This is a genomic window from Casimicrobium huifangae (assembly GCF_009746125.1).
Classification (GTDB): Bacteria; Pseudomonadota; Gammaproteobacteria; order Burkholderiales; family Casimicrobiaceae; genus Casimicrobium; species Casimicrobium huifangae.
Map to the genome: position 1 here is coordinate 224993 of NZ_CP041352.1, position 15089 is coordinate 240081.

Sequence of the window (15089 nt, forward strand, 5' to 3'; positions counted from 1 at the left end):
CGAGATTCCGGGCTATTGATGGTGGTTGCGCGAGTCAGCGGGCGCCTGCTCACGGTCGTCGAGTCCGTAGTCGCGCAGCACCTGTGCCACACGCAGTCGATAACCTGCGAACACGCCATGCCGACCGGCGTTTTGGGCCTGCCGATGTGGCGGGGTGTTGCGCCACGCCGCGACGGCAGCCTCGTCGCGCCAGAACGACAGTGACAGGAATTTGCCCGGCTGCGTCACGCTCTCAAAACGCTCGACGCTGATGAATCCATCAATGGTTTCAAGCGCGGGTTTGAGCCGACCTGCAAGGTCGAAATAAGTATCGGTAGCGCCCGCTACGGGCAGCACTTCGAAGATGACGGCGATCACGATGTAGCCCTCTCAGTCTTTGCTGTTGTGGTTCGATCGTCGTACGGCGCTGGCCGGGCGGGCCAGTTGATCAGCGCGACGCCGGTGATTGTGATGACCAGACCAATTAAAACCGACGGCGGTGGCTGCTCGCCAAGGATCAGGAAGCCGAGCAGCACGCTGACCCCGGCGCGCAAATAGCTCTGGCTCGCCACGCCCATTGCGCCCAGCGTTTTGATCAGACGGAAGTAGATGATCAGCGCCACGCCGGTGCACAGAATGCCAAGCGTGACTGCGGCAACCAGCGAAGTGGCCGACGGCACCAGTGCCCACGGATGATCGACGGCCAGGCTCAACGGCAGCAGTGTCGCTGCGGCGCACAGCATGGTTCCGCAGGCGGTGGTCAGCGACGACAGGTGGGCGAGCCGTTTGCCGCTAAGTGCAGCGCAGGCGTACAGAAATGCACCGAACAGCACCGCCACTTGCGCCAGTGTCTGCTGGCCGATGCCGCGCAAGGCATCCACACCAATCACCAGCACTACACCGACCAGTCCGAGCGCTACACCGATCGTCTTGCGCGACGTGCTGGCGCTACCGCTGCCTGCGGCCGTGCCACGCAGGCGTGACCACAGTGCCATCACCATGCCAATCAGTAACACGAACAGTGGTGAGGTGGAATTGAGTACGCCCGCCGTGCCACTGGGCACGTATTGCTGACCCCACGCAAGCACCAGCCACGCCAGGCTGCTGTTAAGCAGTGACTGCACGAACAGCAGGCGCCAGTCACGCGCACCGCGCGGCAGGCGCTCGCTGCGCAGGCGCATGATTGCCAGCAGGAACAGCGACGCAATCGTCACCCTGATTGCGATCAGGGTGACCGGCGGAATGGTCGCCAGCGCCAGTTTGATCAGCAGATAGGACGAGCCCCAGAACGCAGCGAGCAGGGCGAGTAGCGCGTATTCGGGGGCGGGGCTTTGCAGAGGCTGCGAGGTCATGCGGGCGATGGACTGGGCTACAAAGTGCTCAGTCTAGGCCGCCAGACAAGCAAATGTTTCGACGCGGATCGAAGTGTTGATCAACGAGAGAATCGCTGCCACTCACTGAAGCTGTCGTTGGTCGTCAGGCGGCTCAACCGGTAGACAGGCGCCCTTGCTTCAGCGTCTTCCTGGCGGCTCCGTGCGCGGTAGCGGCTCGTGCACCGACCATTACGCGACGCCTGCAAACGGATTGACTATCGTGACGCCAATGATGCTTTGGCCAGCATTGAGGTCTTCGCTATACAACGTATTGCACCCACTGATCTTCGCTGATTGGACAATCATCGCGTCCCAAAACGAGATGCGGTTCAAACGATGAACATCGGTGGCCTCAAGGATGAGTTGTGGCGTAGCGTTCACGACCTGCATTCGCGCGAAAAACCGTAGACGGCGAACCGCCAATTCGGGCTCCAATCGCAGCTTCCGTGTGGCAGCGTTGTAATACTCCTGCATCACCTGTGTGGAAACGACGCCAGTGCCGTTGCGGTAGTGTTCAGCAATCAGGTTCGCGGCGATGCGTTGCTTTTCGGGGAAGGCTCCGTCATCAGCGTAGACGGCGACGTTGGTGTCAAAAAAAGCGAGCATTACACGTTGCGCTGCAATGCGTCTCGATCAAATGCCCAGCCACCGGAATTGCCACGACCGGCCTCGCGCAGATATTCATCCGCTTCGATCGCGCGTTGATGGGCGCCCGCAAGCTGTGCGATGTAGTCGCGGACCAACTGATTCAGGCTGGTACCCATCGCCTGGGCCGCTGCCCGCGCGCGCGCCGTGTCGTCGTCGTCTGCAGAAAGGGTCAAATTAGCCATAATTATCAGTCACACTGTTTACGTGCACACATAATACGTGTGAAGTAATGCGTTGTCAACAATAGACCTGAGTGTCGCCGCTCGTCATCCGAAGTCATAAGGATCCACATCCACCGCCCAGCGCACCTTCGGCTTTGCCGCCTGCATCGCCTGTCGTAGTGTGAGCAGCGCCTCGGCCAGCGGGCGCACCTTGACGGCGACCGCGGTCATTGACCAGCGCGTGAAGTCCGCCTTGCGGGCGAGCGGCGCGGGTTGTGGCGCGAACACTTCGCCTTCATCGCCGAGCGCTTCGCGCAAGACGGCGTGCGCCTGCGTGAAGAAGTCGGCGACCGCCTGCGCATCCTTCGATTCAGCGCGCACCAGCGCCATGCGGGTAGCGGGTGGCAGGCCGATGGCTTCGCGGCTGGCGAGTGTCTGTTCGGCGAAGCCCTCGTAGTCACCCGCGAGCAGGGCGTGAAACACCGGATGATCGGGGAACTCGGTCTGAATCATCACTTCGCCGGGCAGTGCGTGACGGCCAGCGCGGCCGGCAACCTGAGTCAGCAGCGCAAACAAATCTTCCTGCGCACGAAAGTCGGTGGAGAACAGCGCGCGATCGGCATCGACGACTCCGACCAGCGTCAGCGCCGGAAAGTCGTGGCCCTTGGCGAGCATCTGGGTGCCGACCACGATGTCCACCTCGCGCGCGAGGATGCGCTCGTACAACTCGCGCCACGCGTGCTTGCCCGAGAGCGAATCGGTGTCGGCACGAGCGATGCGCGCGTCCGGGAAAGCTTCGATCAGCGCGGCTTCGAGCTTTTGCGTGCCGACACCTGCGCCAACCAGCTCCGGGTGGCCACAGGCGGGGCATTTAGACGGCACACCGGACTGCGCGCCGCAGTGATGGCAGCGTAATGAGCGCGTGGTCTGATGCAAGGTCATCTTGGCATCGCAGCGCTTGCACGGTGCGCTCCAGCCGCAGTGCGGGCAATACAGCGCAGGCGCAAAGCCACGGCGGTTGACCAGCACGAGGCTTTGCTCGCCGCGTTTGAGACGTGCTGCGATGCCGTCAGCGAGCGTTTCCGACAACCCGGCTTTCACGCGACGACCGCGCGCAGGTACGAGTCGCAGTGATGACGGCGCGGCCGCCGTCGCGCGCTCACGCAAGGCGATGTATTGATAGGCATCGCCGCGCGCACCCTGTGCAGCAGCGTAACGCACGTTGCGCCAGGTCTCCAGGCTTGGTGTGGCGCTGGCCAGCACGACAGGAATGTCGGCCTGCTTGGCGCGCACGATGGCCACGTCGCGGGCGTGATAGCGCGGCGATTCGTTCTGCTTGTACGAGCCGTCGTGCTCTTCGTCGATCACGATCAACCCGAGATTGGTAGCGGGCGCAAACACCGCGAGCCGGGTGCCGATGATCAGCCGCGCCTCGCCCGAATGCACGCGATGCCAGGCGCGATTGCGTTCGCCCGCCGCGAGCTTGGAGTGCAGCACGGCAGTGGCGACGCCGGGCAACGCCTTCAGCACGCGGTCGATCAACTGCGGCGTGAGGTTGATCTCCGGCACTAGCAGCAGCACCTGCTTGCCTGCGTTGAGCACCGAGGCGACCAAATCGAGATAGACCTCGGTTTTGCCGCTACCAGTGACGCCGTGCAGCAACGACACCGAGAACGCAGTTGCGCGCGCGCGCAACGCGTCGGCGGCGTCACGCTGCGCGGGCGTGAACTCGGGCAACTGCGGCAGCACCAGCGTCGGTTGCGGCTGCGCAAAGACCGGCACCAGCCAGCCGGCCTGATGCCAGTCACGCAGCAGGCGCCGCTGCGTGGCCGACAGTTCATCCGTCGCTGCCACGTTGATCGCGTAACTGGTGCGCGGCGTGAAAAGCGCAGCCAGCGCCCGCTGCGCGCGATGGTGTGGCGGGATGCCAGCCACGTGGGCACGTCCTCCGCTCGTCAGTGCCCAGCCAGTGGGGTCTGGCGCTGGCGCCGCATCGGCCGGTGTGATGAGCCCTGCCGCCATGCCAAACGGCACCTGATAGTAGTCAGCCACAAATTGCGCCAGCGTGACCAGTGCCGTGGGTAGTGCGCCACTAAGCACGCGGCGCACTGGCTTCAACTTGCCAACGTCACCCTCGCCCGTGAGCTCGCCGTGCACGGCGGTAACCAACGCCGCATAGGGCCGCACGCCGACGGTTACTTCGACGCAGCCATTCAGCTCGACTTCGCGGTCGGCGACGGTGTAATCCAGCGCGCGGCCAACCTGATCAATGGCGAGGGGAACTTCCACGGTGATCCGTGTAAGTGCTTGCTCTCCATTGATGTCCAGCGTCTTCGGCATCTTTACAGACGTCAATTATTCGTCCCCAACGCCTGTGGATAAATTTGTGAGCATTTCTGCCCTACTTGCCCGCAAAGCGCGTGTGAATGCGGTTGTCGGGTTCTTGCACGATTCTGTGGCGACCTCGAAACAACCCGATAAATCAACAACTTAGGTGGTTTTTCGCGGCTTTCAGCCGGGGCGCATACTCACTCGTCACAGAACGGACACTTTTGTGCATAACTGGCGCGGTGGAGCGTCTTTTGACCGACTTGTCAAGCCAGGATGCGACCCGTTTGAACCGTTTGTCAGACCGGCAATGTGCGCAGCTCGTTGACCAGGAAACCCACCAGCGCCGGGTCGGCGTCTGGCGTAATGCCGTGGCCGAGGTTGGCGATGTAGCGACGCCGCGGGTCAAAGCCAGCCAATGCAGCGGCAAGCTCGCGGCGGATGGTTGCCTCATCGGTGGTGAGCAGCAGCGGATCGAAATTGCCCTGCAACGTCACCCCGGGACCAACCGCCGCGCGGGCGCTGGCGAGATCGCTCTGCCAGTCCACACCCAGACCGAGCGGGGCACCGGCAGCGCCCGCCGGGCGCGCCGCCATGGCATCGAAGCTGTGCGCCGCGCCACGACTGAACATGATCACCGGCAGCGACGGGAACTCTGCGTTCAGGCGTGCCACGATCCGCTGCATGGGCGCCAGCGAATAGTCGCGGTACAACCTCGGCGCCAGTACGCCGCCCCAGGTGTCGAACAGCATCAGCGCATCGGCGCCGGCCTGCACTTGCCCGCGCAAGTACGCGGTGACAGCATCGACGTTGATGTCGAGTACCCGCTGGAAGAGATCGGGGCGCGACAGCAGCATGCGCCGGGTGATCGGGAAGCCGTCGCCCGAGCCGCCGCCTTCGATCATGTAACAAGCAAGCGTGAACGGGCTGCCGGAGAACCCGATCAGCGGCACCCGCTGCACGCCATTGCTGGTCAACGCGCGCTTGCACTCGGCGACAGCGTCGAACACGTATTGCAGCCTCACCATGTCGGGCACTGCCAGCGCCTTCACTGCAGCCTCATCGCGCAGCGGATGGGCGAACCTGGGCCCTTCGCCAACACCGAACGAGAGTCCGAGGCCCATCGCATCGGGCACCGTCAGGATGTCGGAAAACAGAATCGCCGCGTCGAGGTCGTAGCGGTCGAGCGGCTGCAACAGCACTTCGGCGCAGAACGACGGCGAATGGCAGAGATCGAGAAAGCTGCCCGCCCTGGCACGGGTAGCGCGGTACTCGGGCAGGTAGCGCCCGGCTTGCCGCATCAACCAGATCGGCGGGCGCGGCAGCACCTCGTCGGTGAAGGCGCGGAGGAAGAGATCGTTCTTGAAAGGCATTAGCGACGGACCAGCGTAAGCGTGCGGTTGGACCAGGACGGCGCGACGCGCTTGAGGAAGTCGCGACCGACCACCGTGTTGGTCAGGCCGGGTTTCTCGCTGACGATGGCAGTGACACCGTAAACATCGACCGTGCCGATGCGGATGGAATTGAGGGGCAACACCCAAGTCCGGTAAGTGGCGGGCTTGCCGTCCTTGTCCTTCGGTTCGACCACGGTCTTGATCTCCTTGCCGTCCTTGGTCTCGATGATCGTCTGCTTCGGCGTGCGGTGCGTCTGCACCTTTTTGTCCTTGTACGGCAGGTTCAGGCGGTCGGCATCGGCAACCGGGATCACCGTAATGTCGGCGGCGCGATCGACCTCGCCCAGCACGTTGCCGCCGTTGAGCAGCACCGGTGTCATGTACTTGTTCTTCTGATCCGCCTTGATCTGATGGGTAATGAGGCCCTGCGTCTGCGAGTCCACTACGGCGATCTCGCCGACCCGCATCGCGTAAGGGAGGCCATTGAACTTGAACTGGGCGCCGTCGTCACGCACCTTTTCGAGCAGCAACCCTTCGTCGGTGAAGAGCCCCAGTCGGGCATCGCGACGCTCACCGTCAATGACGAACTGCGCGCCCGTCCGGGCATTGACCGACTTCAGCTGCAGGGTGGTCGCCGACGACGGCAGCGGCAACGCGAAGGCCGCCAGCAGCGGCAACACAAGTACTGAACGCCGCATAAAAGCGGCGCCGGGGAACAGGCGGGAAATCATGGATCGCATGCTAATACGTGGCGCTGAGACGCGGTTGACCCGCCGCAACGCCTGACGTTCCAGCGAGATCAGCTTTTTGTAGAAAAGCCCATCCGAACGGGGCTTAAAGCGTCAAAATCGAATTTATCGACATTCAATGAATTCGGCCTGAATGCCCAATTCGCGTGCGGCATTCAGACCAAAGCCGCATACCCGCCAGCCTATCGCGGCAGCGTCGATGAACCCATCAGGAAAGCGTCCACCGCGCGGGCGCACTGGCGTCCTTCGCGGATCGCCCACACCACCAGCGACTGGCCACGGCGCATGTCACCAGCCGCGAATACTTTCGCCACGTTGGTCTCGTACGCCATCGGCGCGCCTTGGGCGTGGCCTTCGTCGGTGTGCGCCTTGGCGTTGCCACGATGGTCGCGCTCGACGCCGAAGGCCTCCAGAACACCAGCAACCGGATGCACAAAGCCCATCGCCAGCAGCACAAGATCGGCCTTCATCTCCCACTCGCTGCCCGGCACCTCGGTCATCTTGCCGTCTTTCCACTCGACGCGCGCGGCCTTGAGGCCGGTCACCTTGCCATCCTTGCCGACCAGCGCCTTGGTCGTGACCGACCAGTCGCGCGAGGCGCCTTCTTCGTGGCTCGACGAGGTGCGCATCTTCAGCGGCCAATTCGGCCACACCATCGGCTTGTTTTCCTTCTCCGGCGGTTGCGGCATCAGTTCGAACTGCGTCACGCTGGCCGCGCCGTGGCGGTTGGAGGTGCCGACGCAGTCGCTGCCAGTGTCGCCGCCGCCGATCACGACGACGTGCTTGCCTTTGGCCGAAATCACGTCGATCTTGTCGCCCGCGTTCACCTTGTTTTGCAGCGGCAGGAACTCCATCGCGTAGTGCACGCCGGAAAGTTCGCGGCCAGGCACCGGCAGATCACGCGGGTGCTCCGCGCCGCCGGCGAGAACCACGGCGTCAAATTCGGCTTGCAGTGCAGCCGGCGAGATCGTCTCGGCGGCGTCGTTGCCCACGCCCACAGGCAGTTTGGCGTCGGTGATCATCACCCCGGTCCGGAACACCACCCCTTCGTCCTGCATCTGCGCGACACGGCGATCGATGTGCGACTTCTCCATCTTGAAATCCGGGATGCCGTAGCGCAGCAGGCCACCGATGCGGCTGGACTTCTCGAACACGGTCACGGCATGCCCGACGCGCGCGAGCTGCTGTGCTGCTGCGAGCCCTGCCGGCCCGGAGCCGACGACAGCGACTTTCTTGCCGGTCTTCGTGCTGGCCACCTGCGGCGCAATCCAGCCTTCTTCCCAGCCCTTGTCGACGATGAAGTGCTCGATCGACTTGATGCCAACGGCGTCGTTGTTGATGTTCAGCGTGCACGCTGCCTCGCAGGGCGCCGGGCAGACGCGACCGGTGAACTCGGGGAAGTTGTTGGTGCTGTGCAGCGTGTCGAGCGCCTGCCGGTAGTTGCCGCGAAAGACAAGATCGTTCCAGTCGGGAATGATGTTGTTGATCGGGCAGCCGGTCTGGCAGAACGGGATGCCGCAGTCCATGCAGCGCGCGCCCTGCTGTTTGGCTTCATCGTCCTTCAGCGTGACGACGAATTCGCGATAGTGACCAATGCGGGACTTCGGTGCCTCAGCGGCTTCGCTCAGGCGTTGAAATTCCATGAATCCGGTGATTTTTCCCACGGTGTGACTCGTTTCGGTTCAGGCTGCCGTCCGCAGGCAGCCATCGGGTTTGTAGATGCGCTCAATGGACGGGGGATATTTCCCCAGTTTCGACGCCGGGCGGCGGGGCCGGCGCACCAGCTCGCCGCCGCAGTTCGGGCAAACGTTGGCCAGCCGCTCGTCCGCGCAGTGTGCGCAGAAGGTGCACTCGAACGTGCAGATGCGTGCATCCATCGATTCGTTGGGCAAATCGGCGTTGCAGCATTCGCAGTTCGGACGGATGTCGAGCATGGCTGGTTGTGTCTAGGGCGGTTACTTGGCGACCGTCTCGCGGCTGGCCGATTTCGACTTGATCGATTCGGCGTACATGTCGGTCAGCGCGCGCTTGTACTCGTGCGGGAACACCTTCACGAAGTGCTTGCGATGCGTTGCCCAGTCGTCCATGATCGCCAGCGCCACGGTGGAGCCGGTGTAGCGCAGGTGCTTCTCCACCAGGCCTTTGACGATCGCCTCGTCGCTCAGGCCCAGATGACGCTTGCGGCCCTTGCCCTGAGCGATCAGTTCCTGCTCAACGCCGGTCTGCTCGATTTCGGAGAGCACCGGCTCCAGCCCAACCATCGCCATGTTGCAGTGCTTCGCGAACTGGCCAACCGGGTCGTACACATAGGTGAGCCCGCCTGACATACCCGCCGCGAAGTTGCGGCCAGTCTTGCCGAGCACCACCACAGTGCCGCCGGTCATGTACTCGCAGCCGTGATCGCCGGTACCCTCAACAACTGCCGTCGCGCCCGAATTGCGCACGCAGAAGCGCTCACCCGCGACGCCGCGGAAGAACGATTCGCCTTCAGTGGCGCCGTACATCACGGTGTTGCCGACGACGATGTTGTCCTCTGCTTTGGCCGGGCATTTGGCGTCCGGATAGACCACGATGCGACCGCCCGACAAGCCCTTGCCGGTGTAGTCGTTGGTGGCGCCTTCGATCTCGAAAGTGATGCCACGTGCCAGGAACGCACCGAAACTCTGCCCGGCAATACCGTTGAAGCGTACGTGAATGGTGTCATCCGGCAAGCCGTTGTGACCATACTTCACGGCGACGGCGTTGGACAGCATCGCACCCGCCGAGCGGTTGCGGTTGCTGATCGTGGCTGGCACCTCGACACGTTTGCCGCCTTCGAGCGCGGCTTGGGCGCCCGCAATCAGCTGGTGATCAAGTGCCTGATCCAGGCCGTGGTCCTGAGTCTCGCAGTGACGCCGCGCCACGTTGGCTGGCATCTTCGGCGAATAGAAGACCTTGCTGAAGTCGAGACCCTTGGCCTTCCAGTGTTCGATACCGGCCTGCATATCGAGCCAGTCGCTGTGGCCGACCAGCTCGTCGAAGGTACGCACACCGAGCTTGGCCATCAGCTCGCGCACTTCCTCGGCGACGAAGAAGAAATAGTTAACGACATGTTCCGGCTGGCCGGTGAATTTCTTGCGCAGTTCCGGGTCTTGCGTGGCCACGCCCACCGGGCAGGTGTTCAGGTGGCATTTGCGCATCATGATGCAGCCTTCGACCACCAGCGGCGCAGTGGCAAAGCCGAATTCATCGGCACCGAGCAGCGCACCGATCACCACGTCACGGCCGGTCTTCATCTGGCCGTCAGCCTGCACGCGGATGCGGCTGCGCAACTTGTTGAGCACCAGCGTCTGCTGCGTCTCGGCAAGTCCCAGTTCCCACGGCGTGCCGGCGTGTTTGATCGATGACACCGGTGACGCACCGGTGCCGCCGTCGTGCCCTGCGATCACGACGTGATCGGCCTTGCACTTGGTGACGCCGGCAGCGACGGTGCCGACACCAATTTCGCTGACCAGCTTGACGCTGATGCTGGCCTTCGGGTTGGCGTTCTTCAGGTCGTGGATGAGCTGCGCGAGGTCTTCGATCGAGTAGATGTCATGGTGCGGCGGCGGCGAAATCAGGCCAACACCCGGCACCGAGAAGCGCAGCTGGGCGATGTATTCGCTGACCTTGTGACCGGGCAATTGTCCGCCCTCGCCCGGCTTGGCGCCCTGCGCCATCTTGATCTGGATCTGGTCAGCGCTGGCGAGGTATTCGGCGGTAACACCAAAACGGCCCGAGGCCACCTGCTTGATCTTCGAGCGCAGATCGTCACCATCCTTGACCGGCACATCGACTTCGACGCGATGCTTGCCGAGGCGTGACTGCAGCGTCTCGCCCTTGGCCAGCGGGATGTAGCGCTTGGCGTCCTCGCCACCCTCACCGGTGTTTGACTTGCCGCCAATGCGGTTCATCGCGATCGCCAGCGTGGCATGCGCCTCGGTGGAGATCGAGCCCAGCGACATGGCGCCAGTAGCAAATCGCTTGACGATTTCCTTTGCCGGCTCAACTTCTTCCAGTGGCACCGCCGTGCGCTGGTCAAACTTGAAGGTGAACAGACCGCGCAGCGTCTTCAGCGACCCTGCCTGGTTGTTGATCAGCGCCGCGTATTCCTTGTAGGTGTTGAAGTTGTTGGCGCGGGTGGCGTGCTGCAGTTTAGAGATCGACTCAGGCGTCCACATGTGCGCTTCGCCACGCGTGCGTAGCGCGTACTCACCGCCCGCATCCAGCGCGCCGGCCAGCACCGGATCGTTGCCAAACGCGGCCCGATGGGTGCGCATCTGCTCCTCGGCCACCTCGAAGATGCCGATGCCTTCAACGGCGCTGGGCGTGCCGGTGAAGTATTTGTCGAGGAAGGCCGAGTTGAGACCAACCGACTCGAAGATCTGCGCGCCGCAGTAGCTCTGATAAGTCGAGATGCCCATCTTGGACATCACCTTGTTAAGCCCCTTGCAGATGGCCTTGACGAAGCGCTTCTCGCTTTCGTACTTGGAGATCTGCGGCACGATGTCGCCCAGCTGGGTGAGCGTTTCCAGCGCGAGATACGGGTAAATTGCCTCGGCACCGTAGCCACCGAGCAGCGCAAAGTGATGCACTTCCCGCGCCGACCCGGTTTCAACCACCAGACCAGCGGATGTGCGCAGCCCGGTGGTGACCAGATGCTGGTGCACCGCCGACGTTGCCAGCAGGGCCGGGATCGGCACCCGGTCAGCCGCCACCGCCCGATCGGACAGGATCAGGATGTTGTAGCCGAGCTTGATGTTGTCCACCGCAGCGGCACAAAGGCTGGCCACAGCGGCCTCGACACCCTGTTTGCCCCAAGCGGCCGGATACGTGATGTCCAGCTCCTTCGATTTGAAGGCGCCGCTGGAGAACAGCTCGATGTGACGAATGCGCTCCATATTCTCGCTGGTGAGAATCGGATGCTGCGCTTCCAGGCGCGGTTGCGGCGACGTGGCGTCAATGCCGAGCAGGTTCGGGCGCGGGCCGATGAAAGTGACCAGCGACATGACCAGTTCCTCGCGGATCGGGTCGATCGGCGGATTGGTCACCTGTGCGAACAGCTGACGGAAATAGTTGTAAAGCGGCTTGGCCTTGTTCGAAAGCACCGGCAGGGCAGCGTCGTTGCCCATTGAGCCGGTCGGCTCTTCGCCATTGGTCACCATCGGCGCGAGAATGACCTTGAGGTCTTCCTGCGTGTAACCAAAGGCTTGCTGACGGTCCAGCAACGAAACGGCCGATTTGTCAGCGGGCGCCGGCTCTGGCAGATCTTCGAGCGACACCCGCGAGGTTTCAATCCATTGTCGATACGGCTTGGCGCTGGCCAGTTCGCGCTTCAGTTCCTCGTCGTCAACGATGCGGCCCTGCTCCAGATCGAGCAGCAGCATCTTGCCGGGCTGCAGGCGCCACTTCTTGACGATTTTCTCTTCGGGGATGTCGAGCACGCCGACCTCGGACGCCATCACGATCATGTCGTCGTCGGTGACCACGTAGCGCGCCGGGCGCAGGCCGTTGCGGTCCAGCGTGGCACCAATCTGGCGGCCATTGGTGAAGGCCATTGCAGCGGGGCCATCCCACGGCTCCATCAGGGCGGCGTTGTATTCGTAGAACGCGCGCCGGTCTTCATCCATCAGCGCGTTGCCCACCCAGGCCTCGGGGATCATCAGCATGGCCGCGTGTGCCAGCGAATAGCCGCTCATGGTGAGCAGCTCAAGGCAGTTGTCGAATGACGCGGTATCGGACTGGCCGTCGTAAATCAACGGCCACAGTTTCGGCAGATCGTCACCCAGCACCGTGGATGCGATGGCGCCCTCGCGGGCGCGAATCCAGTTGCAGTTGCCGCGCAGGGTGTTGATTTCCCCGTTGTGGCAGACCACGCGGAACGGATGCGCCAGATCCCAGGTCGGGAAGGTGTTGGTCGAGAAGCGCTGATGCACCATTGCCAGCGCCGACACCAGCATCGGGTCTTGCAGGTCAAGATAGAAGGTGCCCACCTGATCGGCCAGCAGCATGCCCTTGTAAACAATCGTGCGCGTCGACATCGACGGCACGTAGAACTCCTTTCCGTGGCGCAACTTCAGCGCCTGGATGGCGTGACCGCTCGACTTGCGGATGATGTAGAGCTTGCGTTCCAGCGCATCCTGATCCATGTCCTTGGATCCGCGACCGATGAAAATCTGGCGGATTACCGGCTCAATGGCCTTCACACCTTCGCCGAGGCCGTCGTTGTTGACCGGCACGTCACGCCAACCGAGCAGCACTTGCCCTTCGGCGGCAATGGCCCGCTCGATCTCCTGCTCACAGGCCATGCGCGATGCTGGCTCCTGCGGCAGGAAAATCATGCCTACGCCGTATTGCCCGACAGCAGGCAAGGTGATCTTCAACTTGCCGCACTCGCGACGGAAGAAGGTATCGGGGATCTGGATCAGGATGCCGGCGCCATCGCCCTGCAACTTGTCTGCGCCAACCGCGCCGCGGTGAGTCAGATTTTCGAGGACGCGAAGCCCTTTTTCGACAATGTCGTGACTTTTGCGGCCCTTGATGTTGGCGACGAAGCCCATGCCGCAGGCGTCATGTTCATTCCTCGGGTCGTAGAGACCCTGTGCGTCCGGCTTGTGCGGCGCCTCGGTTGCAATATCCACTGTGACACTCCAGAAAGACTCAGGCAGGCGATCGACGCAACTTCCCCACCGCGAGGCGTGGTTCGTTTGAAACCGGTCGATGCTGAAACGGTATAGTTTTATTCGCGGGCCGCATAGTTTATCGAAAAAGCCAAATTGCTGCAATGCGGCGTAATGTTGTTTTGCTGCCCGTGTGGGATGATGTCGGCAACGTAGGGCTTGCACCATGCCATTGTCTTGCGGTTAAATCTAGAAGTTGCTTATAAAGTATTGATTGCGCGTCTGTTTTGCGTGCACATCAGAGCCAGAAAGGGTCAAACGTGATTTCAATGAAAACGTCAATCAAGTCGCTGGCAACAGTGGCTTTGCTGTCGGTGCTCGCACTGATCGCTGGCTGTGGCGGTGGTGGCGCAAAAGACCCGTTTGCCACGACACCGGTACCAGCACTGATTGTCAGCCCAGGCACGCTGAACGTGTATTCGGGAACGCCGGCTGTAGTCACTATCAACAGCGGCGTCGGTCCGTTCCAGGTCTTCAGCTCGGATTCGGTGGTGTTACCGGTGACGCAAGTCGTCTCGGGTGCGGCAATTACGTTGACGGCGAATTCTGTAGAAGCGGAGAAGGCAGTAACACTCACCGTGCGTGACGCCTACAACCAGGCGACCTCTGTGAGCGTCACTGTGAAGCCGTCTCCGCTGCTTGGCACGCTGACTATTACACCCCGTACTTCGTCGCCGTGCGGCGCCGTTGCTACTTCCACCCTGCCGGCATCCATTTGTTCCGGAGAAACTGCCACGGCGAGTATCCTGCTGCGCGGCGCCAACACACTGCCGCTTCCCAATCGTCAGGTTCGTTTTGACGTGCTGCAAGGACCTTACAACTTTGTTCTGGACCAAGCGGGAACAATCCTCGCAAAGACGGCAACGGTCGTAACAGATCAGAACGGCCTGGCCATTGTGACTGTCAAAGCTGACAATGTGATTCCGTCGCAGGCAGTACTGATCCGCGCGACCGACTTGACCAGCGGCAATCGGGTTGATGGGACCTTTACGATCATCGAGCTGACCAATGGCTCCGCTGTGCTCAGCGTTGTCCCGCAAAAGTACACGGTCAAAGGCGTTTACAAGAACGAATGCCCGTCCAGCACTGCTGACTATGTGATTTATGGTGGAACGCCTCCCTACACTGTAACCACAGGCTTGCCGGTATTCATGACGTTGAGCGTGCCGGGATCATCCGGACAAACGGTGATCGTCAACCGTTCTGCTGGCATCTTCACCGCGAGCAATAGCGCGGCGTTGACGTGCAGCGCCTACTCGGCCCCAATAACGATCACCGACGTTGCCGGCCGGACCATTACTGCGTCTTATGACGTAGAACCTGGCACGCAGGACCGTCCGACCCCGCCGACGCCTGATGCGCTGTCAATTTCGCCTCCGAGCATGACCATCCTTGCGAACGCCGGCACCTGCACCCCCGTAAGTGGCACGCGCACGGTCCGATTCAGCGTGACGGGCGGTACTCCGGCTTATCGTGTTGGTGCGTCGCAGCCCGGGTTCACTGCCACGTTGTTGGCGGATGGGCAGACGCTGGAATTGAGTTGGTCAACTTTGGCCACGTTCCCGCCGGGAAGTACTGGTTTCCCGGCTGGTACGTCGGTCAATGCCATCGTGCTCGATTCCGCTGGCAAGGTGGTGTCAGCGACGCTGACTTGTCAGTAGACTAGTCAAAGGAGTGCAAACGGCGCCAATTGCCTGGCGCCGTTTTTTATTTCGGCGCCGAAGATTTTGATTGGCGCCACAGTGGTGGAACTGTCCCG

General features: G+C 62.2%; 11 protein-coding genes. 1 reads left to right on the forward strand and 10 read right to left on the reverse strand.

Features of this window, described 5'->3' with window-relative positions; translation table 11 throughout:
- Nucleotides 1-12: 12 nt before the first annotated feature.
- From FKL89_RS01050 to gltB, 10 genes are all read right to left on the reverse strand, one after another.
- The gene (locus FKL89_RS01050; RefSeq protein ID WP_156860873.1) at nt 13-357 is read right to left on the reverse strand and encodes an antibiotic biosynthesis monooxygenase family protein; all 345 of its coding nucleotides are present in this window, start codon (nt 355-357) and stop codon (nt 13-15) included.
- Nucleotides 354-1331 (reverse strand): DMT family transporter, encoded by a 978-nt coding sequence (locus tag FKL89_RS01055; protein ID WP_156860874.1) that lies wholly within the window; start codon nt 1329-1331, stop codon nt 354-356. Before FKL89_RS01055 ends, FKL89_RS01050 begins: the two co-directional genes overlap by 4 nt.
- Nucleotides 1332-1541: 210 nt before the next feature.
- Nucleotides 1542-1958 (reverse strand): PIN domain-containing protein, encoded by a 417-nt coding sequence (locus tag FKL89_RS01060; RefSeq protein WP_156860875.1) that lies wholly within the window; start codon nt 1956-1958, stop codon nt 1542-1544.
- Nucleotides 1958-2182, reverse strand: a complete 225-nt coding sequence (locus FKL89_RS01065) for a MerR family transcriptional regulator (RefSeq protein WP_156860876.1) — start codon at nt 2180-2182, stop codon at nt 1958-1960. The genes FKL89_RS01060 and FKL89_RS01065 overlap by 1 nt, the downstream gene beginning before the upstream one ends.
- 84 nt (nt 2183-2266) lie before the next feature.
- A complete protein-coding gene (gene priA / locus FKL89_RS01070; RefSeq protein WP_162527351.1) occupies nt 2267-4450 on the reverse strand; it encodes a replication restart helicase PriA in 2184 nt (727 codons plus the stop codon).
- 338 nt (nt 4451-4788) lie between these two features.
- Entirely contained in the window at nt 4789-5862 is a 1074-nt protein-coding gene (gene hemE, locus FKL89_RS01075; RefSeq protein ID WP_156860878.1) for a uroporphyrinogen decarboxylase, read from the reverse strand.
- On the reverse strand, nt 5862-6614 hold the full coding sequence (locus FKL89_RS01080) for a pepsin/retropepsin-like aspartic protease family protein (RefSeq protein ID WP_156860879.1): 753 nt from the start codon (nt 6612-6614) through the stop codon (nt 5862-5864). The genes hemE and FKL89_RS01080 overlap by 1 nt, the downstream gene beginning before the upstream one ends.
- Before the next feature lie 200 nt (nt 6615-6814).
- A complete protein-coding gene (locus tag FKL89_RS01085; RefSeq protein ID WP_156860880.1) occupies nt 6815-8296 on the reverse strand; it encodes a glutamate synthase subunit beta in 1482 nt (493 codons plus the stop codon).
- A gap of 18 nt (nt 8297-8314) precedes the next feature.
- Nucleotides 8315-8566, reverse strand: a complete 252-nt coding sequence (locus tag FKL89_RS01090; protein ID WP_156860881.1) for a DUF1272 domain-containing protein — start codon at nt 8564-8566, stop codon at nt 8315-8317.
- A gap of 21 nt (nt 8567-8587) precedes the next feature.
- Complete coding sequence (gene gltB / locus FKL89_RS01095) at nt 8588-13291, reverse strand: glutamate synthase large subunit (RefSeq protein ID WP_272953718.1); 4704 nt, start codon at nt 13289-13291, stop codon at nt 8588-8590.
- Between the two features lie 344 nt (nt 13292-13635).
- Between gltB and FKL89_RS01100 the strand changes: the two genes are divergently transcribed.
- The gene (locus FKL89_RS01100) at nt 13636-14991 is read left to right on the forward strand and encodes a hypothetical protein (protein WP_156860883.1); all 1356 of its coding nucleotides are present in this window, start codon (nt 13636-13638) and stop codon (nt 14989-14991) included.
- The last annotated feature ends 98 nt before the right edge of the window (nt 14992-15089 follow it).

Coding starts and splice junctions, on each gene's coding strand:
- FKL89_RS01090 (WP_156860881.1), bottom strand. CDS start 8,566: ATGCTCGACATCCGTCCGAACTGCGAATGCTGCAACGCCGATTTGCCC.
- FKL89_RS01065 (WP_156860876.1), bottom strand. CDS start 2,182: ATGGCTAATTTGACCCTTTCTGCAGACGACGACGACACGGCGCGCGCG.
- FKL89_RS01060 (WP_156860875.1), bottom strand. CDS start 1,958: ATGCTCGCTTTTTTTGACACCAACGTCGCCGTCTACGCTGATGACGGA.
- FKL89_RS01080 (WP_156860879.1), bottom strand. CDS start 6,614: ATGATTTCCCGCCTGTTCCCCGGCGCCGCTTTTATGCGGCGTTCAGTA.
- FKL89_RS01055 (WP_156860874.1), bottom strand. CDS start 1,331: ATGACCTCGCAGCCTCTGCAAAGCCCCGCCCCCGAATACGCGCTACTC.
- hemE (WP_156860878.1), bottom strand. CDS start 5,862: ATGCCTTTCAAGAACGATCTCTTCCTCCGCGCCTTCACCGACGAGGTG.